We start from the raw sequence: 20,884 nt of genomic DNA on the forward strand, positions 1-20,884 counted from the left end.
TAAGCAAATATACTTTTAACTTTATTATTAATCTATCACGATGTTAAACAGATGTTTTCTAAAATAATGAACAAATATGAAATCTTATAAGTTTTTAGAGGAAGTATTATATAGGGTAAAGAATATCGAAAATACGCTAAAAGTACTAAACCAAAGCCAATTGAATGCAGAGGACAAAGTTGAACAAATGAGTCTTCTAGAAGAAATCAGACATGAAATTATCTCTCATGACGTAATAAAGGAATCATTAGCAGATGCTCTTGACAACAAAAAGAGTGCAGATGCTTGGCAGCTAAAGTTAATAGAGAGAATACATAAGAGCAACAGTGCTGTTCCTATTGATTTAGTAAAATCTTTGTCCAAAGCTAAAGTTGAATGCCAAAGTTTATGGAGGCTAAACAATTCTGAAGCCAGTAACTTGGAAAAACTAAAAGAACGTTTTACTGATTTAATCACACTCATTCGCGAAGTAGCTTCTATAAAATCGCAGCAATTAAAATGCTCAAAATACGACTCACTGCTTGCTGACTATGACTCTGATATCACAGAAAAGAATATAAGGGAAGTATTCCCCAAGGTAGGCAAATTCTTTAGTGGAAATGTAGATAAAATAATTGAAAAGCAGAAAAAGGATAAGGTTACTAATATACAAAAAGTTGCTACTCAGAAGCAGATTGAACTTGGCTCGTCATGTTTACAGCAAATGGGTGTCGCACTGCATGAGGTTCGTACTTCTTATTACTACCCTATAGATTATGATGAATCTGACTTTTGTTATGGTTTATTTTCTCTTTTACGGCATAGTGGTTATGCAATTTATCAAAAATGTTTAGCGCAAAATTCTATAAGTAGCCCAATTACGAGACATGTTATGTATGAAACTCAAGGGTTATTCATGGAAAGGATGATTGGAACATCCAGAGAATTTATTGAGTTCATTCAACCACACATAAAAGAGAAATTTGCTATAAAAGGCAAAACTAACGAGAAAGTTAGCAGTGTTGAAAATTTGTACTTGATTTTCAATGAAATAAACCTTTCTTCTTTTTTAAAAAATGCAGATGAATTTAGTCTGTTAGCTCATATTATGTTGAGAACTAGGTTAGAACAAGATATAATAAATGGTACATTGGAAGTCAAAGACCTGCATGATGCGTGGCTGGAAGGTATGAAGCACTATAAAATTCCAGTAAAAGCTGAAAATGAGCTAAACACTTATTTTCAAGATGAATATTGGGCAAGCGGTGTTATGGGCTACTTTCCTATAAAAATTATTGCTTTAATTGCTGCTGTGCAGATTTTCTCTTGCGTTAAAAAGAATCATTACGAATCATTAAGTGCTATAATAAAAGGAGATTTTAGTTTACTTATCAGTTGGTTATCTCAAAATATATACAGTGCAAAGTGTGGCCTGGAACTGCTAAAAAAAGTAACAGGTAAGGGTTTAGACGTTGAGTGCTGCATTAGCTACTTATCTGGAAAGTATAATTTGTCTTAATAAATGATTTTCTTGAGTTGCGTATGAATTTTGTTCGAAAATTAACCGAAAAGTTTTGTAGTCTTTTCACTTTCAAAGGTTTATTTGCTAGCGATATTGCTATAGATCTTGGCACTGCAAACACTTTAGTTTATCAGAAAAATCAGGGAATAGTGCTTGATGAGCCTTCAGTTGTAGCAAGAATAAAAGAAAAAGGAAGCTACGTTCCTTATGCTTTTGGTAAAAAAGCTAAAATGATGCTTGGAAAAACGCCTGGAGAAATAGAGGCGATAAGGCCCTTAAAAGATGGAGTCATTGCTGATTTTAAAAGTGCGGAAGAAATGCTAAAATATTTCATACGCAGTGCAAACACAAAATTCACTGTTAATAAACCTAATATTATCATATGCGTTCCATCTGGATCCACGCCAGTTGAAAGGCGTGCTATACAAGATGCAGCAGAAAGTGCTGGTGCAAATGAAGTATTTTTAATTGAAGAACCAATGGGTGCAGCAATCGGAGCTGGGCTCCCGGTTACTGAACCTGAGGGTTCTATGATCGTTGATATAGGAGGCGGTACAACTGAAGTTGCAATTATTTCTTTAGGTGGAATTGTTTATTCACGTTCTGCCAGAGTAGGTGGCGATATTATGGATGAAGCAATAAAATCATATATTCGTGAAAATCATAAATTATTAATCGGTGAAACAACCGCTGAGAAAATTAAGAAAAGCATAGGTTCAGCCAATTTGCCAGGTGAAAATAACAAAGAGGGAATGATAATTAAAGGCAGGGATTTAGTGAGTGGCATGCCAAAAGAAATGCTTTTATCAGAATACCAAGTTGCAGAGAGTTTAATAGAGCCTGTACATCAGATAATTTCTGCTATTAGGACTGCACTGGAGAGCACTCCACCTGAACTTTCTTCTGATATAGTCGATAAAGGAATAATTTTATCCGGTGGCGGCGGATTATTGCGTAACTTGGGCAAAGTTATCAGTGAAACAACAAAACTACCAGTTCGTGTTGCAGATGACCCACTTTGTTGTGTTGCTCTGGGTAGCGGAAAAGTGCTTGAAAACATGGATTATTTTGGCCATGTTTTATTTAAGCAGGATTAAATTATTTTTAAAGGTAGTTCATCGAATTTTATAGCAAATTTTACCTCAAGCATAAAGATGTCATCCAAGTAGCCAACACTGGGATCCAGAAAAATTGACTATAAACAAGTATGCTGTTTCGATGAAATTGTGTAATAGAAACTAGATTCCAGTGTCAGCTACTTGCATGACACCAAGTTTGTGTTTATAAATTAAGGCGATTATGCTAAAAGAATTTGAAATTGAACCTCTGCTAAAAGATAAAGCTCCGCACCAGACCAAGGCTGTTGTTGCAATGTCCGGGGGAGTTGATAGCTCCGTTGCTGCAGCACTGCTATATAACTTTGGGTACCAGGTGATAGGTGTAACTCTTCAACTCTATGGCACCGATGGTGCAAGAAAGGGCGCATGCTGCGCTGGACAAGATATTTATGACGCTAAGCGTGTGGCTGAAAGTGTTGGCTTTCCTCACTATATTTTAAACTATGAGGAAATATTCAAAAAGGAAGTAATAGAGGATTTTGCGAGTACCTATATGCGTGGGGAAACTCCCATACCATGCGTGAGATGTAACCAAACGGTAAAATTTCGTGATCTATTGCAAGTTACAAAAAATCTTGGTGCGGATGTGCTCGTAACAGGACATTACGTGAGAAGGTTAGAAAAAAATGGTGAGGTAAAGTTGTGTAGAAGCATTGATAAAAGTAAAGATCAAAGTTATTTTTTGTTTGCTACAACTCAAGAGCAATTGAAGCTTTTGCGATTTCCACTAGGTGGGTTCTATAAAAGTGATATAAGAAAATTAGCAAAGTATTTTGGCTTACAAATTTCTGAAAAGCCGGACAGTCAAGATATATGCTTTGTTTCCGAAAGCTATAGTAAAACAATAGCTAAATTAGCTCCACAATCTGTACAGAAAGGTAAAATAGTGGATGTTAATGGAAAAGTGCTAGGCGAGCACAGTGGCATAGTAAATTTTACAGTGGGGCAAAGAAAGGGCTTGGGTATCGCACACAATGAACCTCTTTATGTGATAAAAATTAATACAGAAAATAATGAGGTTATAGTAGGTCCGATCAACGTATTAATGCAAAAAAAAATATTGATCAAGGAGTTAAATTGGTTAGAACAACCAAAGGAAGGTATGGAAGTAACTGTGAAGCTGAGATCATCACATGCGGGAAGTTTAGCAACAATACATTCAACTGACGAAAAAAATAAAGCCTGTGTCATTTTAAACGACGATTACTTTGGCATCAGTCCAGGTCAAGCCTGTGTAGCGTATAAAGATGAGCAAGTTATCGGCGGTGGATGGATATGCTCTTAACTAAAAGCTTTAATGCAGAGTGTAAACATACAATAGACTTCTTGCATAACCATATAACATTGGGAATAGAAACAAAAAAACTTGCTTGACAAACTCCGCCAGCCCCCTTATCATGAAACTGAAGCTATTTATTTATCTTCTCTGTACAGATTAAATGACAAAAAAACTCACGTATCTGGCGTCTCATGTTTAATTTTTTGCACTATGTGCACTCTATGTCTTTATCAAATTTCTGGGTTTTTACCTACACAAGCTGAAATACGCTTATAAAGCATTTAAAACATTAAAGAACGCCAACTTAAAAAATGGATAGTGAATAACTAGCTACCCTAGGGTTTCTTTTGCCTTTTTTTCTGTTTAGTAAATTTCTTAACGTTTATAATTTAGATTAGTTGCGGCTTAAAAGCAGCTAAATCGCGGTTATTAAGTGTTTAGAATAAAAAAACGCCATACTTGAAAGTATAATGTAAGTAATTAGCCAACCACGGGGCTTCTTTTGCCTTTTTTTTCATTTGGTAAATTTCTTAATGTTTGTAGCTAAACGACAACCGTCATCCCGCTGCTTGTTAGCGGCTAAGAGATACCGCGAATGAATCGCGGTATGACGGTTCGCGGCGGCATAAAGATAAGTCTCGTCATCCCGCTGCGTGTTAGCGGGATCTCTTGTTAGTGCCGCGGCGGTATAGCTATACCTTTTTCTACTTAGTTTAGGTTATGCAAGAAGTCTAATAACATTTATTGCTATTTTGCCATGTATCCCTTATACTATAAAGTAGAACATTATAGGTTTCAGCAATGATAAAAGAAATTGAAGAACTAATAAAAATTGTTGGTAAGGGTAATTTATTAGAGACGTTATTTATTTTTTTAGGTAGCTTTCAACATGCTGACTTAGGTCGTTTTATGGATCACAGAAATCATTTTGGTTTGTCTGAATTCATTAGAAAAAAAGAGGAACCATTAGATAAATATTTTAACTTAAAATTTAGTCTACAAGGGCTGTTTTTAATTTATGCTCAAGCTTATCAAATTCTAAGTGAAAACAATAACCTGAATACTAAAGATGTCATAGATAAAATATATGAAGTTATTAAAGGATCTGAGTTAAATGAATATATAAATGAAGTAGTAGATGGAAGAAAATTAGATTTACTTAACATCTTAGCAAATCCAAAGAGAGAACCAATATTTAAAACAGAAGAAGATTTTGAAAATAAAGTACTCATTGGTCTTAGAAAGTTACTAAGTGAAGGAAATACATTAAACAAATATGACAGAGAATTTGCATTAAATAAGTGCGTTATTGGCTGTTACTACTCTATTCATAATATAAAAGTAGATAAAGATATTGCATTGTTGTTTTCCATAGGTAGTTACTATAAAGAACTTTCACCATCTAACAAAACAGTAAGAAGAGAAGTACTAGAGATATGTGAGAATCAGTTAATAGAGAACTATATAGTGCACTTAGCTAGCAAACTACACATGATCGGATTATCAAGTAGAGATAAATATACAATCGACCATGAGAATGTGGATCGGCAAGAGAAAGCATTGAAAATGGATGGATTAACATGTCCTATAAATACAAAAAACACCCTAGAGCAACTGTTAAAAAACCAAAATAGTGATGAATTTGAACAATTAGTAATGAGCCCTGAGAATATATACTACTCAGTGTTGCCAGAAGAGAATGAATATAGGCCAAATCTTATCACCAGCAAGAAAAAAGAAAAAGACTATAAAAACACAGTCTGTAAACTTATTTTAGGTATGTTTATATTGTCTGTTGGGTTATCTGTTGCTGATTATTTCCTTATGGAGCAAAAATTGCTCAACTCAATAAAAAATGTTTTGCCACAAGACAACCTTACTAACCTGATAATTGGTGCGGTGCTTACTATTGTAATAGTATATGCCTTATTTCAATTATTGAAACCACCACAGGAACCACCACTTTCAACAGTCAATAAGATGATGAATGAAAATTTAGGACCGCTCCATGCAAAACAAGCTTAGAACTACATAAATGTAGCAACTTAAAAGTACATATTGTATAATCTTAAGTTAAGAGGTAATTTATGGATTTAAGTAAAATAACAGCGGGACCAAATGCGGTGAATGTGGTAATTGAAATAAGTGCGAATGCTGAGCCTGTAAAGTATGAATTTAATAAAGAGTTTGGGTTGTTACAAGTTGACAGATTTTTGTCTACCTCAATGACTTATCCTTGCAATTATGGGTTTATACCAAATACCTGCGCAGGTGATGGTGATCCTGTGGATGTTTTGGTGCTAACTCAATTTCCCTTAGCATCTAGTGTTTTAATATCGGTGCGTCCAATAGGCGCATTACTCACTAAAGATGAAAAAGGAGAAGATGAGAAAATATTAGCTGTGCCTGTTTCCAGTGTTGATAGCTATTATGACAATATAAAGGACTATTCTGACTTATCTAAAAGCCTACTAGATAAAATTACTCATTTCTTTTCTCATTATAAAGATCTAGAAAAGGGAAAAACGGTAGCAGTTGGAGAATGGGTTGGTGTAGAAGAAGCAAAACAAATTGTTGCAAGCTCTATTAAAAGCGGAAATTAGTTTTTGTTGATTTATAGCTAAAGTGGCTCTACGATTTGAAAAATAACAAATTCGTCATTCCGCTACTCGTTAGCGGAATCTATACCGCGCACAACCGTACGAACATTGCAATATGGCACATAGTAAACGATGTCATCCCAGTGCGTGACACTGGGATCCAGACTTTCCGTAAAAACGTTATATTTTAACATAACACTTATATGCTCACCAACTTAGTGCTAATCAAAATCCTGGATCCCAGTGTCACGCACTGGGATGACAAGAAAGGGAGCACTGGAATTTTTGTTTCAGCATTAGCCATGCATCTGAACAGATACAAATATTGCAATTAAAAGCATTAGACAGGTGGTAGAGGTCTTGGTATTATATAATCTTTAGGTTCTAAATTTGGAAGGGTGGCCGAGCGGCTGAAGGCGGCGGTTTGCTAAACCGTTATACGACCCAAAAGTCGTATCGAGGGTTCGAATCCCTCTCCTTCCGTATACTGTTTTGAGCACGGTCTAAATTCGCTATATTAGCATGTTTTTAGCCTATTTACCAGCGTACCTGATTTTGTTGCAATGGTTTTTATTTCCATTGTCACTGAGATCACTATTAAAAAGTTGGCTAGCATTGACTCAGTATTTATTATAGAATTGGTTATTAACCTTACTTATATGCATAAAATACTAATTTTACTGTTAATAGTGTTGCCACTTAGGTTGCTTGCAATCGAGATTGAAATTGTTGCAGATGTAAATGGTGAGCCAATTTCAAATTTAGATATCGAAAAACGCATCAACTTTATAAATTCATTGTTTGGCACTCAAAGTGTTGATCAAAAAGGAGCAAAGCCTCAAATTCTTAGGGAGCTAATAGACGAAATTATCATTATCAATGAAGCGCAGAGGCTGAATATAAAATTGAGCAACGAGGAGTTAGATAATGCTATCATGTTATTTTTAACCCAAAGTTTTAAACTTAAGGCTAATGAAGTTGATCAATACATAGAGAAGCATAATATAGATCTTGGTATTTTAAGAAAACAAATAAAATGTCAGTTACTGTGGAGCAAAATTATTGAAGTAAGAATTGTGCCATTTATTAATATAAGCGATAAAGAAGTAAATGATGTAAAAAGGCAAACAGAAAAGCCGGATTATCTTATCACGTTCCAAGAGTTTATAATTCCTGATCAAAAAGGCAAGGACGTTTATGGTATAGCTGAAGATTTAGTAAAAAAATTACGCAACAGTAATAACCCAGAATCTCCAATAAAGATGCGTAAAGCAACAGTTAATTTAAGTCAGCTAAAAGGAAAACTCAAGAACGTTTTAGAAGGATTAGAAACCAGCGACATAGCAGGTCCATTCAGTTTTAGTGAAGGTTACTCTGTTATAAAAGTAATAGATAAAGTACAACTTAATCATGCACTGCTGGAAAGCACTTTAAAATTAAAACAGATTGTGGTTGAAGGTTCAGAAAGTTTATTAGATAATCTCAAGGAGCAAAAAGTTAATTGTTTAAATTTTGATAAATTAGCAGATAATTTTAAGCTGCCAAACGCAAAAGAATTTGAAATAAAAATGCGAGATTTAAATCCTGATTTACAGATTTTATTTAGTAAAACAAGTGTGAATGAAATAGTAGAATTGAGAGAAAATGGCACTGCAAAGTTGATGATGTTGTGTGATATCAAGAGTAATGTAGCGGGTATAGAAGCAATCAAACAGAAAATGTACCAACAAAAGATTATGATACAAAGCAACTTGTTATTAGATGATATGCGTAAAAATGCAGCTATCAGTTATCGGTATAGTTGAAGTCAGAGAGTGTCCTTGTCTCTGTCTTTGTGTATAGAACTATATAAATTACTTTGTTCTATAAAATTTCAAAAAATTTGAACAAATGTAGTTAAAATAGCACATGAAGAATATAATGCTAATTGGTGGTGGAGTTGGAAATGCAGTGTTATTTTCGATAGGGAAGGCATGTCTTGAAAATAATAACAAGGTTTTGTACTTCGCTGGCTATAAGAAGTTAAGTGATGTATTTAAACGAGCACTGATAGAGCGTGCATCAAATGCAGTAGTTTGGGCATGTGAAGAAGGATTGATAGAAACAAGCAGAGATCAAGATAAATCCTTTCATGGTAATATAGTTGATGCAATAGTCTCTTATCAACAAGGAAGATTAGGTATTAATTTGAACGTTATAGATAAAATTATCACTATTGGTTCTGATAAAATGATGAAAGCTGTGAATGAAGCTAGAAAAACAATTTTAAAGCCATATCTGAAGTCAAGTCATATAGCAATATCGTCAGTTAATTCTCCTATGCAGTGTATGATGAAAGAAATCTGTGCTCAATGTGTTCAGCAACATATAAATAAGGAAACAGGAGAAAGAAGTTTTGTTTATAGCTGCAGTAATCAAGACCAGGATATGGAGTTTATTGACTTTGACTTTTTAAGTGAGCGCTTGAAGCAAAATAGTTTACAAGAAAAACTTACTGCAAAATGGATAGATCATGTTCAAAGATATTAAACAGCACAAAAAGGAAATAAGAGAGCAATATAGAGCTATAAGAAAAGATATTGATGAAAGTTATTCCAGTTATGCAGCAAATTCCCTTATTAATCTCTTTAATCAGAACTTAAGCTACGTTAAAGGCAAAACAATAGCAGCTTACATTCCAATGGACGGGGAAATAAATGTTGTACCTTTGATGCATAGTTTACTCGATTTAGATTATAAAGTAGCAATTCCTAATAAAAATAAGTTACTAAAATTTGAGGAATGGAACAAAACAAATGAAGATGTAATTCCCGACACAATCATTACTCCTGTTATTGCTTTTGATGATCATTTTAATAGATTGGGTTTTGGCGGTGGTTGGTATGATACAATGATAGAAAAACTGCGGCCACTTGGAAAAATATTTATAGGTGTAGCCTATGAGAAACAATATTGTAAAGATTTACCTGTAGAAAAACATGATCAAAAATTGGATATTATAATCACTGAGATGTGTGTTAGATGTGGAAGTGGATTGCTCAAAAAAGTGGATAAAAAGGAGTAGCGTAACCCCACTTTCTGATAGTAATTTTTGCGTAAAAAAATGCATCAACTTGGTCCTGTGATTCCTCCTTCACTAACTCGTGCAGCACTTGAAATACCTAAGTGAGAAGATGGCTTCATTGCTGCAACTTTCTCATCAACAATTTTTTCTACCTCCTCTATTTTACCCTCACCAATGGCCATAATTTTAGATTGAAATTTCTCCATAAGTTCCTCAAGTGCTTCCTTATCACTTTCATAAGTACTAGTACCTTTTTCTCTAAGCTTTTTCATGTCATCTTCTGAAAAATTTTGAATAGTTCCATTCTTTACTAACTCTTGTATAGCAGATCGCTGCCCTTCATTTTGAAGCATGCCTATGACCTTTGCTTTACTCTGGGCGTTTTTTATTTTTTCACCTTCTTCGGACATATTATAGCCTATAATCTCTTGAGCCAAACTGTTGTATAATTTACTAAAGTTATCTTTTTTTGGCCCAACCTCAGGCAATTTATCCCCTAAATTTTTAGATAAACTTTTTACTGCTTTTCCTGCATCAATCGCACCTTCTTTTATTTTTTCCCCTGCCTTTCCTATACCTATTCCTACATAACGTGCTCCAATAGCTACAAGCGCTATTAATGTAGCAAGCACAATAAGCGGAGAAAATGCTACTCCTAATACCATTCCAGCAGAAGCTATTCCTATTTTTTCATTTGCAGAGGCTGATTTAAAATAATTGACTAGATTGTCCAGTGGACCTTTATTATTATTTATAACATTACTTATTGCTTGCTGATTAACAGATTTTAACGCCTCTTCTATTATTTTTGAGTTAACATTTTCAGAAGTTAAATCTTTAAGTGCTTCTTCAATGAGTTTTATAAATAATTCTTTATTTACCTCCTTTTGCAAGCCTTGGTCATTAATTGCTAAACCTAAATCTTTGAGGTTCATCCCTTTAACTTGTTCTGATAGGGTTGTAAATAACTCTTTTTTCCCCTCTTGTGAGGATTGTGCAATACTTTCTATTATATCTGAAATAGCTTTTCTTAGTTCTGGATAGTCAGTGTCAAAAAACATACTATTGCTAGATTCCATATTCAGCTTTGTTGATTATAAATATGCCTAATTATACATACTAATCATTAATTATATTATAATTGATATAACATACCCCTTTCCAAATATAGAATTTGTATTAAAATATCTAGATTATATGAAATCAAGGTACTTTATGGGTAAAAAAAAATTAAAAGCTGCTGTGGTCTTATCAGGGTGTGGTCACCTTGACGGTGCAGAGGTAAGAGAAGCGGTTTTAAGTTTGCTTGTGCTTGATCAGCAGGAAGTAGATGTTAAATGCTTTGCACCTGATATCAATATCACACAAGTTATGAATCATAGAACAAAAGAGGCAACAAAAGAAAAAAGGAATGTACTTGTAGAAGCAGCAAGAATCGCAAGAGGCGAAATATATGACTTAAAAGAAGCCAAAGCTGAAAATTTTGACATGCTAGTTGTACCTGGTGGATACGGGGTTGCGAAAAATTTATCTGACTTAGCTGAAAGTAAAGACATGGTGACAGTAATGCCTGAATTTGAAAGATTAGTTTCAGAATTTTTTGTTACAAAAAAGCCAATAGGAGCGATATGCATATCTCCAGCCATCATTGTTTCAATTTTAAGTAGCAAGATAGGTAAAGAAGAAAGTAAGGTTAAGGTAACTATAGGAGATGACAGAGAACAGTTGATAGAAAGGCTTGGCGGCGAGCACATAAAATGCGATACAGAGTTATCAATAGAAGACGAAGAACATAATGTATTTTCCTGTTCTGCTTATATGCGTAGCGACGAAAGTACATACTCTGTATATCAAGGGATAAAGCATATGATTGACAGCATGGTAAAAAAGATTAACAAAAAAACTAAACAGCCATTCCTATAAGGTGTACTAAATAAGACTTCTCTATTAATCACACAATTAACTGTTGAATTTTACATTTCTAGCTGTATTATGGCTACGTAGCTAAAGTAACTTAGGTTTATCGACGCTTTACTACTTGTTAGCGGTGTGGTGTAGTGGCCATATATGTTTAGTTCTTTTTTTTAAGGTATTTTGTATGTCAGATCTTTTCTATATTGAAACTACGTGTTGTGTGGACGGTCAGTGTGATGTCTATACAGGGGAAGTGAGTTTTAATGATGTCATGTTAGGCAAGTTCAGTCTAAATTCGTGCAGCGGGAAAGAAGCTATGATAAATCTAGACATTATTACATTCGATATTAATATCGCTATTGATGGTCAAAATGGAAAGACAATAAAAAAAGACCTTAAAGGTCTTGAATTTGTAACTAAAGATGATGGTTCTTGGTATATTAATAAGGATTTTGGTAATGATAAATTTGAAATTATAGTAAACCAATCATAATTTTACATCTCAGGTGTAACATTTAGTATAGGTGCTACTCTATTTATAATGTTTCTTACTATAGGCGCAGCAATTACTCCCCCGGTATGGTGCATCCCTTGAGGCTCATCAATAGCAATTAGCACTATGTACCTTGGGTCAAGCATAGTTAGCACTCCTATAAATGATGCTATGTTTGCATCTTTGCTATATTTACCATCTACAACTTTTTCCGCCGATCCAGTTTTTCCTCCTATTGAATATGCCTTTATTTTTGCTTTTCTGCCAGTGCCATCTGTTACTGCTGCACGTAATAATTTTCTCATTTCCCTGGAAGTTCTTCTTGAGATCATTTGCTCTCCTATACTTCTTTTATTCAACATCAAGGTTGCGTTATGAAATATCCCATTGTTGATTAATGCTGCTGCAGTTTGTGCAAGATGTATAGGAGTTACAGCTATGCCATAACCATAAGATGCTGTTATTAAAGTGTTTTCACTCCATTTATCCGGGATTATCGGTGTGGATTTTTCTGGTATTTCTATTTTCAAAGGAGAAAATAGCTTCATAGCTTTAAAGTATTCTACCTGTTTTTCAATACCTAGTTTGACTGCAATTTTTGCTGCACCAATGTTGGATGATTTTACAAATATATCTTGCACAGTAATTTTTGGAATTTTAGATTTATGAAAATCCTGAATTTTATACTTTCCAATGGTGATTGGTGTTGATACGTCATATAAATCGCTAGTTTTTGTAGCGTTCGCATCAAGCGCTGCGGCTATTGTAAAGTATTTTAATACCGACCCCATCTCATATACCCCAAGACTGGCGCGATTAAACTTTTGTACGTCTTCTGCCTTATTCTGTAAGTTGGGATTAAAATCAGGTAGGCTGACCATCGAGATAACTTCACTATTTCTCACATTTAAAACAATTCCTACTCCGCCAAGTGCCTGATATCTGCTTACAGCTTTAGTTAGCTCTTCATGCACTATGCTTTGCACTCGTGTATCTAAGGATAGTTGAACATATTGATCAGCAGAGCGTGACCATCCCTGTCGGATGACAGAAGATTGTGCAGAAGCTTGGTCTGGTGTCATTCCAGTGCACTGACACTGGAATCCAGTTTTATGCGCAATTTCATCACAAACATTGTTTTTGACATATGTTTCTGGAATCCGTTGTTCATCACGTAATTTGTCAGTATTTTTATATCTGGATCCCAGTGTCACGCACTGGATCTGTTGTGTGGGGAATTGCTGTGCAGGAATTGCTTTCAAGTTGCAACATTCATACAACTGTATATCAGGTACTTGGATAACAGAATGTTGTTTGTTTTTACTTATATACGCCTCAACTCCTGCAATACCATTGCCATCTATGTCAGTGTAACCAAGCACGTGTGAAAATAAATTACTGTGAGGATATATACGCTTTATGTCGTCATAAAAATTTACTCCTGGTACACCAGCGTTTTTGATCGCTAGTAATTCTTTTGGAGTCAAGTGCCGCTTTATCCAAGCAAATTTCTTTTCTGAAGTAAGTACTCTATATAAGTTCTTGTATTCGAGGTCATGCAAAGTAGAACACAGTTGTGCTGCTATACTGTCCGGATTCTTTACTTTGGTTGCATCTATATATAGTGATGTTGTGGGCACATTTGTTGCTATTACCACTCCATTTCTATCTAAAATATCAGGTTGTTTATGTACTATATTATCTTTTCTAAAATTTTCTGAAGTAGTAGGTTGATCAAATGTTAAAGAGAATATGCGAAAAATAATTATTATATAAAATATAAATAATGGTACTATGAAACACAGTGAGCGGAGCTTATTTTTAAGTAATGCTTGCATATTTACTTGATTTGACAAAAATGGAAATCATCTTAGCTGAACCACGAGGTTTTTGTGCCGGGGTAAAAAGAGCTGTGGACATATTAGCTATTACTTTAGAAAAATATAAAAACGAGCGCCAAGTTTATGTGCTACACGAAATTGTTCACAATAAATATATAGTAGAGGACTTTAAGAAACAAGGAGTGGTTTTTGTAAGCAGTATCGAGGAAATTGAAGATAATGAAGGAATACTGATCTTCAGCGCGCACGGAGTATCAAAAAATATAGAAGATGAGGCAAAAAGAAAGGGTATTCAAGTGATTGATGCAACATGTCCTTTAGTTAGCAAAGTGCATAAAGAAGCAAAAAGGTATGAAAACAGTGGTAAAGAATTAATTCTCATTGGGCATGAAAACCATCCAGAAGTTAAGGGAATTAGGGGAAGAGTAAACAATCCTATCACTTTAGTGCAAACTTTGCAGGATGTATATGATTTAAAGGTTAAAGATCCAGATAATTTGTCTTATGTTACACAAACCACGTTAAGCATCGACGATACCCATGAAATTATTGTTGCCCTGAAGCTCAGGTTTCCAAGCATAACAGGTCCAGATTTAAAGGACATATGCTATGCAACGCAAAACAGACAAAATGCTGTTAAAAAGCTAGCTGAAATTGTAGACATGGTATTAGTTGTAGGAAGTAAAAATAGCTCAAATTCAAACCGCTTATTAGATCTGTGCACTGCTAGAGAAAAAAGAGCCTACTTGATTGATAATTACAGATGTGTAAATAAAAGCTGGTTCCAGGGCGTAGAAAAGATAGGAATCACTGCAGGTGCTTCTGCTCCTGACATATTAGTTGATGAATTAATGGACTACCTAAAAGTAAACCTGAGTGTAAAAATTTCAGTTATGCCAGGTGGTATTATTGAAAATGTTCAGTTTAAAATACCGAATCTGGTTTAAAACACAACTTATCTACTAAGCTTCTCTTGAAATCACACAGACCAGCATCTATAGCTAAGACGTCATGCCGCGATTCATTAGACTTCTTGCATAACCATATAACAAACTTTTATTGGGAATAGAAACAAAAAAACTTCCTTGACAAACTCCGCCAGCCCACTTATCATGATAGTGAAGCTATTGTATTTGCTTTCGCCAATCTGCAGATTAAAAGGTAAGGATTACTTAATGTATCGGCGTCTTATGTTCAATTTTTTGCAGTATATAGATACTGTATGTCTTTACAAAACTTCATCTACATCTAGATTTTTATCTAAATAAGCTGAACGCGCTTATAAAGCGTTACAAGACATCAAAAAATGCTAATACTCGACAGAGATAGTAAAAGACTAGCTAACTCGGGGATTCTTTGTCTTTTTTTCTGCTTAGTAAACTTCTTAAACATTTGCAGCGTAAGTTAGTTGCAATTAAAAGCAGCTGAATTTCGCTTGTCAAGCGTTTAAAACATAAAAAACGCCAATATTTTAAAGCGGATAATAACCCCAGGGCTTCTTTTGCCTTTTTTTTCGCTTGGTAAATTTCTTAATGTTTATGGCTAAACGACAATCGTCATCCCGCTGCTTGTTAGCGGGATCTAGAGATACCGCGAATGAATCGCGGTATGACGGTTCGCGGCGGTATGACGTAGGACTGCTGTCATCCCAGTGCCCAAACACTGGGATCCAGTTTTCTTTACAAATTCACCAAAAGTGTTTCATTCTATAACATAAAACCCATACTCACCAAATCTAATGCATTACTTGCAATTAAGTTTCCTGGATCCCAGTGTCTGGGCACTGGGATAACAAAGGAGGACGTTATTCCAGTGCCAAGCACTGACCATTTCTGGTCTCTTAAATTGCAACTAATCTAAGTATTAAAAAATTTACCAAGCGAAAAAAAAGGCAAAAAAAGCCCGATGGTTGGCTAGTTACTTACATTATACTTTCAAGTATGGCGTTTTTTTATTCTAAACGCTTAATAACCGTGACTCAGCCGCTTTTAAGCCGCAACTAATCTAAATTATAAACGTTAAGAAATTTACTAAGCAGAAAAAAAGGCAAAGAAACCCTAGGGTAGCTAATTATTCACTATCCATTTTTTAAGTTGGCGTTTTTTGATGTTTTAAATAGCGTATTTCAGCTTGTGTAGCTAGAAATTTGATAAAGACATGAGGTGCACATAGTGCAAAAAATTAAGCATGATTTACGCCAAATACATTAAGTTTTTTTGTCATTAATCCACTGCAGAGATTGCGAAGATAAATAAATAGCTTCAGTTTCATGATAAGGGGGCTGGCGAAGGGTGTCAAGGAAGTTTTTCGTTTCATCCAATGCGCTGCCAAAAGTTTGTTATGCAAGAGATCCCATAAATTGGGTGTCATAATAACTACACCCACATTAATTTTGGTGTACGTGACCTTGAAAGATCGTGATTCAATACTTAAATTATTAGGGTAGTAGGCAAATAATGGAGCTCAAAATGCATAATGTACAAGAAACTGAAAATTTAAAATTTGACGCTGAGGTAGGGAAAGTACTGAATATAGTGACTCATTCACTTTACACCAATAAAGACATTTTTCTGCGTGAATTAATATCAAATGCATCAGATGCATGTGATAAGTTGCGCTATGAATCTCAACTAAACCCTAATTTGCTAGATTTGAGTGACGAATTAAAAATCACTATCAGCTCCAATAAAGATAAGAACGAGCTATATATCACTGATAATGGCATTGGAATGAATAGACAGGATTTAATAGACAATCTTGGTACAATTGCAAGCTCTGGTACGCAAAAGTTCTTGGATGCGATTAAGAATAGCAAGGATTCAAGCCAAACTGTGGAGCTGATTGGGAAGTTTGGTGTTGGTTTTTACTCAAGCTTTATGGTTGCATCAGAAGTAATAGTAGAATCGAGAAAAGCTGGAGAAGAGGAGTCTTGGATCTGGCAATCCAAAGGAGATGGGGAATATTCAATCAGCAAGTCAGATAATCAAGTCCCTCGCGGAACCAAAATTACGCTCATTATGCATCCTGAAGAAAACGAGTTTTTAGATAAATTTCGTGTTGAAAATATTGTCACTACTTACTCTGATCACATAAATTTTCCTGTTGAATTTATAGACGAAGAAGGAAAAAGTGAAAAGTTAAACAGTAAGGCTGCAATTTGGACTAAGCCAAAAAATGACGTTACTCAAGAGGAGCACAACGATTTTTTCCGCAGTGTTGCCCACGTTGGCGGGGAGCCCTGGATGATATTGCATAATAAAAATGAAGGTGCAATAGAATATACAAATTTGCTTTATGTTCCTTCTATAAAACCTTTTGATTTATTCCATCCAGATAGACGTTGCTCTGTTAAGTTATATGTAAATAAAGTATTTATCACTGAAGATAATGTACAGATCATACCGCAGTATTTACGTTTCTTGAAAGGTATTGTTGATTCACCGGACTTACCTCTTAATATCAGCAGAGAAACGTTGCAGAATAATCGTGTTGTTGAGCAAATCAGGAAATCCCTCACTAAACGCGCGATATCAGAGCTCGGTAAAAAGGCAAAAGAGAATTTAGAGGAGTACACAAAATTCTGGACCAATTTTGGTGCAGTTTTAAAGGAAGGTCTTTGCGAAGCTATGCCAACTGATGAGAGAGAAGCGCTGCTCTCAATTTGCAGATTTAATAGCACCGGTGATGAGAAGTTGATCAGCATTGATGATTATATAAGCAGAATGAAGCCTGAGCAGGAACATATCTATTATCTCACCGGAAATAGCCTCGATTCAGTGAAAAACAGTCCGCAACTTGAGGGATTCGTCAGTAAAGGACTAGAAGTGCTCCTATTTGTTGATCCAGTTGATGACTTTTGGACTAGTGTAATTCATGAATACAAAGATCAGAAAATCAAGTCTGTAACCCGTGCAGATGTTGATTTGGAAAAATTCTCTTCAGAAGAAGATAAGACAGATGAAGAAAATAAATCAAATGGAGAAAAAACTGAGGAAACTATACTGCAATATTTTACCACAGTGCTTGGAGATTCAGTAAAAAGCGTAAAAATTTCCAAAAAATTGACTGATAGTCCCGTATGCCTAGCGGTTGATGAAGGTGCTATGGATCTTCGCATGGAGCGTTTTTTGCGTGAACAAAAGCAGCTAAATTACCGCACGCCAAAGGTGCTTGAAATTAACACTAAGCATCCTGTAATAAAGAGTATAATGAAATCTTATGCTGAAAGTGGTGAAAACCCAACATTGGAGGACATGGTTCACTTATTGTTTTACCAAGCTTGCATCGTGGAAGGCGAAGAGATGGATGACGCGAGCAGCTTTGCTAAGAGACTGAATAATTTGCTTGGCAAGATTTCTGTTTAATGCTATACTTAGCTTAGCTTAGCTTAGCTTAGCTTAGCTTAGCTTAGCTGCTAGTTAGGAGGTAAAACATGTTTGGTTCCAATTTTAGAGACTTTGTATCACAAGATACAACTTCACAGGGCCAATCAAATTCTGAAAGATTAATCAAAAGTTGGCATGGTTTTGAAAAACCAGATTCTGAAGATTCAGGTATTGAAGAAGAGTTTGAAGTTTTAGATAGCGAAAGTCAAGAGATACCAGCTACTCCATGTAGTACATCCCCTGAAGATCTAAGTTTAGAGAATGCAATACTTGCAAACTTTCCTGATGGTTGTGATAGGTCGTTTACTGTAGAGTTAAAAGATGAAGATTCATATGGTATCATTCCTAAAAACTTAACTTTTGCTGAGATTATAAATATCTTAAATCAAGCTATACAAGAAGATAATTGTGAAGAATTAGACAAGGTTGTACAAAATATTGAAGATTATGAAGGCAGGTCTATTACGCTGGATAATGAAAATCTCAAAGATTTCTGTTCAAATCAACTTAATTTGGAGTTACAAAACAGAAGCAACCATCAACATATATATTCAAATGTACTATCACAATATAAATTTGATCAAGAGGGTTTCAAGTATGATTATTCAGTAAAAGAATTGGTACTATTGGCAATTGCAGCTAATGACAAGCTAGTAGAGCAATATCAGGATTTTCTTTTTGCTGAAGAAAACTTAAGTCTTTTACCTCTCCTTGTTGGTAATCAAAAATATATTGAAGCTTTTATAGAAAAATTCCATGGTAACGATGGAGTTTACGGAAGATTAAAAGGTCAAGCTATACAACTTGTCGAACCTAATAAGATTGACTTCTTCTCAGCTACAGCATTAAGAAAAGAGCAAGAATTATTAAATGCAGTTTTTGTCGAATACGTTTTAAGAGATTTTGGACAGGTGTTAAAAACAAGTAAACCTGATCCTTTGTATGGTGTGCTTGAAACAGCGTCTCTGATCAAAAATGAAGAATTCATCACGATAGTGCTGGATGCATTTGAAAGATATATTAATGAGCTAACTAAAAAAGCCTCAACAGAAGAGTTATTAAAAAAGAGCTTTGCTACCTTGTTAGAAACTGCGATAAGTCAAGAACACATATCTGTCATTGAATACTTGTGCAAACGATACACTAATAGTGCAGATCATGCCATTTACGATGTATATAAACAAGCATTTACAGATGATAAAGTTATTACAATACTAAGGCAACAAATCCTGAAAAACATAGGAGCTCGTGGCAGAAAAGAAATTTATGATTTAATTCTGAAAACTGCATTGGATGCTGGTAATATTGCATTTATCGAGCACTTGTGTGAAAAATGTGCTAAATGCAGCAATGATGTTATCGGCTATCTCAATCAAAAATTTAAAAATAACGAATTTGATAACATACACGAATCAATCCTCATTGCATTGTCTAATGTTGAATACACAAACACAGACGTTATAGTCGAGGTGCTTTTTTACACTAAAGAAATCCATCAAAACGTATCACATAATGAGCAAGTGATTAGGCCGGTCATACAGAATATACTGAAAAATGCAACACACTACTCAATAGGCCAAGAAGATTACTCCTTAGTCAAGGAAGTATGTTACTTATGCACAGAAATTGATGCAATTAACATAATTTTTCGAGAGGAGTGTAAGATTTTTAAATCTAGCATAGAAAAGCGCATAGAAGATCTGGAAAAGGAAAACAAATTATTGCAATCTGAAGCTTTACGTGAATATAACAGCCGTCTTCCAGGTATTGTAAATGGATTAGTTCAGACTGCTTGCATAGTGTATGATGAATACACTAAAGATCCAAAAGACAATAAACGTCAAAAGAATATTGATCTAATATTCAGTTTAATGCAAATTAGAAATATTCTACAATTTTCTATTGATGTGCAAAAATATTCCTGTCATGAACGTCAAGATTTGTGGGATGAAATGTGCCAAACTCCTGGAACTTTTATAATACGAAAAAGAAGTAATAACGTTGCAGATGAATTAGAAATTCCAGTTATAACAAGTGACATTTAACGAAATCCCTGGACAAGAAGATGGTACTCAAACTACCACCAGGCAGCAAGAACCGAATCCAATTCCAACACCTACACCGGTGCCAACGCCGAACCTAACACCAACACCGAATCCAATTCCAACACCTACGCCGGCGCCAACGCCAGGACTGACACCGGATCTAACACAAGATCCAATTCTAACACCTACGCTGGTGCCAACACCGAATCTAACACCAACACCGAATCCAGTGCCAACACCAGAACCAGTGCCTTCAGTAGCTAACAACAAATCTGAGCAGGTGAATGATACTCAAACCAATGGCGGGTTGCCTAATAATTCAGGCAAAAATAATGCTATTCCACAAAATACAAAAAGTAGTAAGCTGCCTGTTATAGCTGCTTCTGCACTTGCAATAGCTGGTATTATTTCAGGGGTGGCTGTTGCAGTTTACTTGAAAATGTTAGCGGTAGGAATAGCAGTTGGAGCTTGTTGTCTGGTTGCTGCTGCAGTTATATACTGCTGTACACCTAAAAGCCAAGTTGAAAACAACAAGGTTGACAAACCTTTCAACACGAAGGAAGCATCTACTACCGTATCTGTATAATAAATATTGTAGTTTACCATTTAATAATTTATTATAATTATGTTAATTATCGGTAAAT

Annotated in this window: 16 protein-coding genes and 1 tRNA gene; 15 read left to right on the forward strand and 2 right to left on the reverse strand. The window is 35.0% G+C overall.

Annotation, left to right across the window (positions count from 1 at the left end; translation table 11 throughout):
* Positions 1-76: 76 nt before the first annotated feature.
* From WHA_RS05660 to WHA_RS05700, 9 genes are all read left to right on the forward strand, one after another.
* On the forward strand, positions 77-1,498 hold the full coding sequence (locus WHA_RS05660; RefSeq protein WP_015589471.1) for a gluzincin family metallopeptidase: 1,422 nt from the start codon (positions 77-79) through the stop codon (positions 1,496-1,498).
* A gap of 23 nt (positions 1,499-1,521) precedes the next feature.
* Entirely contained in the window at positions 1,522-2,598 is a 1,077-nt protein-coding gene (locus WHA_RS05665) for a rod shape-determining protein (RefSeq protein ID WP_015589472.1), read from the forward strand.
* A 202-nt stretch (positions 2,599-2,800) separates the two neighbouring features.
* Entirely contained in the window at positions 2,801-3,904 is a 1,104-nt protein-coding gene (gene mnmA, locus WHA_RS05670; RefSeq protein WP_015589473.1) for a tRNA 2-thiouridine(34) synthase MnmA, read from the forward strand.
* A 795-nt stretch (positions 3,905-4,699) separates the two neighbouring features.
* Positions 4,700-5,923 (forward strand): WD1261 family protein, encoded by a 1,224-nt coding sequence (locus tag WHA_RS05675; protein WP_015589474.1) that lies wholly within the window; start codon positions 4,700-4,702, stop codon positions 5,921-5,923.
* A 62-nt stretch (positions 5,924-5,985) separates the two neighbouring features.
* Complete coding sequence (gene ppa, locus WHA_RS05680; RefSeq protein ID WP_012673395.1) at positions 5,986-6,501, forward strand: inorganic diphosphatase; 516 nt, start codon at positions 5,986-5,988, stop codon at positions 6,499-6,501.
* 389 nt (positions 6,502-6,890) lie between these two features.
* Positions 6,891-6,981: transfer RNA gene (locus tag WHA_RS05685), tRNA-Ser, on the forward strand.
* 176 nt (positions 6,982-7,157) lie between these two features.
* On the forward strand, positions 7,158-8,303 hold the full coding sequence (locus tag WHA_RS05690; protein WP_015589475.1) for a SurA N-terminal domain-containing protein: 1,146 nt from the start codon (positions 7,158-7,160) through the stop codon (positions 8,301-8,303).
* 103 nt (positions 8,304-8,406) lie between these two features.
* Entirely contained in the window at positions 8,407-9,027 is a 621-nt protein-coding gene (locus tag WHA_RS05695; RefSeq protein ID WP_015589476.1) for a ferredoxin reductase domain-containing protein, read from the forward strand.
* Positions 9,011-9,562, forward strand: a complete 552-nt coding sequence (locus tag WHA_RS05700) for a 5-formyltetrahydrofolate cyclo-ligase (protein WP_015589477.1) — start codon at positions 9,011-9,013, stop codon at positions 9,560-9,562. The genes WHA_RS05695 and WHA_RS05700 overlap by 17 nt, the downstream gene beginning before the upstream one ends.
* A gap of 44 nt (positions 9,563-9,606) precedes the next feature.
* Here WHA_RS05700 and WHA_RS05705 read toward each other — a convergent pair whose 3' ends face one another.
* The gene (locus WHA_RS05705) at positions 9,607-10,641 is read right to left on the reverse strand and encodes a hypothetical protein (protein WP_015589478.1); all 1,035 of its coding nucleotides are present in this window, start codon (positions 10,639-10,641) and stop codon (positions 9,607-9,609) included.
* Positions 10,642-10,777: 136 nt separating this feature from the next.
* On the opposite strand from WHA_RS05705, the gene elbB reads away from it, so the two are divergent.
* Together elbB and WHA_RS07415 are read left to right on the forward strand one after the other, a co-directional pair.
* A complete protein-coding gene (gene elbB, locus WHA_RS05710) occupies positions 10,778-11,485 on the forward strand; it encodes an isoprenoid biosynthesis glyoxalase ElbB (protein WP_041573547.1) in 708 nt (235 codons plus the stop codon).
* 175 nt (positions 11,486-11,660) lie between these two features.
* Positions 11,661-11,969: a hypothetical protein gene (locus WHA_RS07415; protein WP_041573548.1), complete on the forward strand. Its 309-nt coding sequence runs from the start codon at positions 11,661-11,663 to the stop codon at positions 11,967-11,969.
* A 2-nt stretch (positions 11,970-11,971) separates the two neighbouring features.
* Here WHA_RS07415 and WHA_RS05720 read toward each other — a convergent pair whose 3' ends face one another.
* Entirely contained in the window at positions 11,972-13,807 is a 1,836-nt protein-coding gene (locus tag WHA_RS05720) for a peptidoglycan D,D-transpeptidase FtsI family protein (RefSeq protein WP_015589481.1), read from the reverse strand.
* Positions 13,808-13,827: 20 nt separating this feature from the next.
* Here WHA_RS05720 and ispH point away from each other — a divergent pair, with 20 nt between their 5' ends.
* The 4 genes from ispH (at position 13,828) to WHA_RS07175 (ending at position 20,826) form a co-directional block, all read left to right on the forward strand.
* A complete protein-coding gene (gene ispH / locus WHA_RS05725) occupies positions 13,828-14,757 on the forward strand; it encodes a 4-hydroxy-3-methylbut-2-enyl diphosphate reductase (RefSeq protein WP_015589482.1) in 930 nt (309 codons plus the stop codon).
* A gap of 1,521 nt (positions 14,758-16,278) precedes the next feature.
* Complete coding sequence (htpG, locus tag WHA_RS05730; RefSeq protein WP_041573617.1) at positions 16,279-18,174, forward strand: molecular chaperone HtpG; 1,896 nt, start codon at positions 16,279-16,281, stop codon at positions 18,172-18,174.
* A 68-nt stretch (positions 18,175-18,242) separates the two neighbouring features.
* Positions 18,243-20,240, forward strand: a complete 1,998-nt coding sequence (locus WHA_RS05735; protein ID WP_041573549.1) for a host RNA manipulator TomO — start codon at positions 18,243-18,245, stop codon at positions 20,238-20,240.
* Positions 20,230-20,826: a TomO hydrophobic C-terminal domain-containing protein gene (locus WHA_RS07175; RefSeq protein ID WP_041573550.1), complete on the forward strand. Its 597-nt coding sequence runs from the start codon at positions 20,230-20,232 to the stop codon at positions 20,824-20,826. The genes WHA_RS05735 and WHA_RS07175 overlap by 11 nt, the downstream gene beginning before the upstream one ends.
* Positions 20,827-20,884: the final 58 nt, after the last annotated feature.

Source organism: Wolbachia endosymbiont of Drosophila simulans wHa, assembly GCF_000376605.1.
GTDB classification, from domain to species: domain Bacteria; phylum Pseudomonadota; class Alphaproteobacteria; order Rickettsiales; family Anaplasmataceae; genus Wolbachia; species Wolbachia pipientis.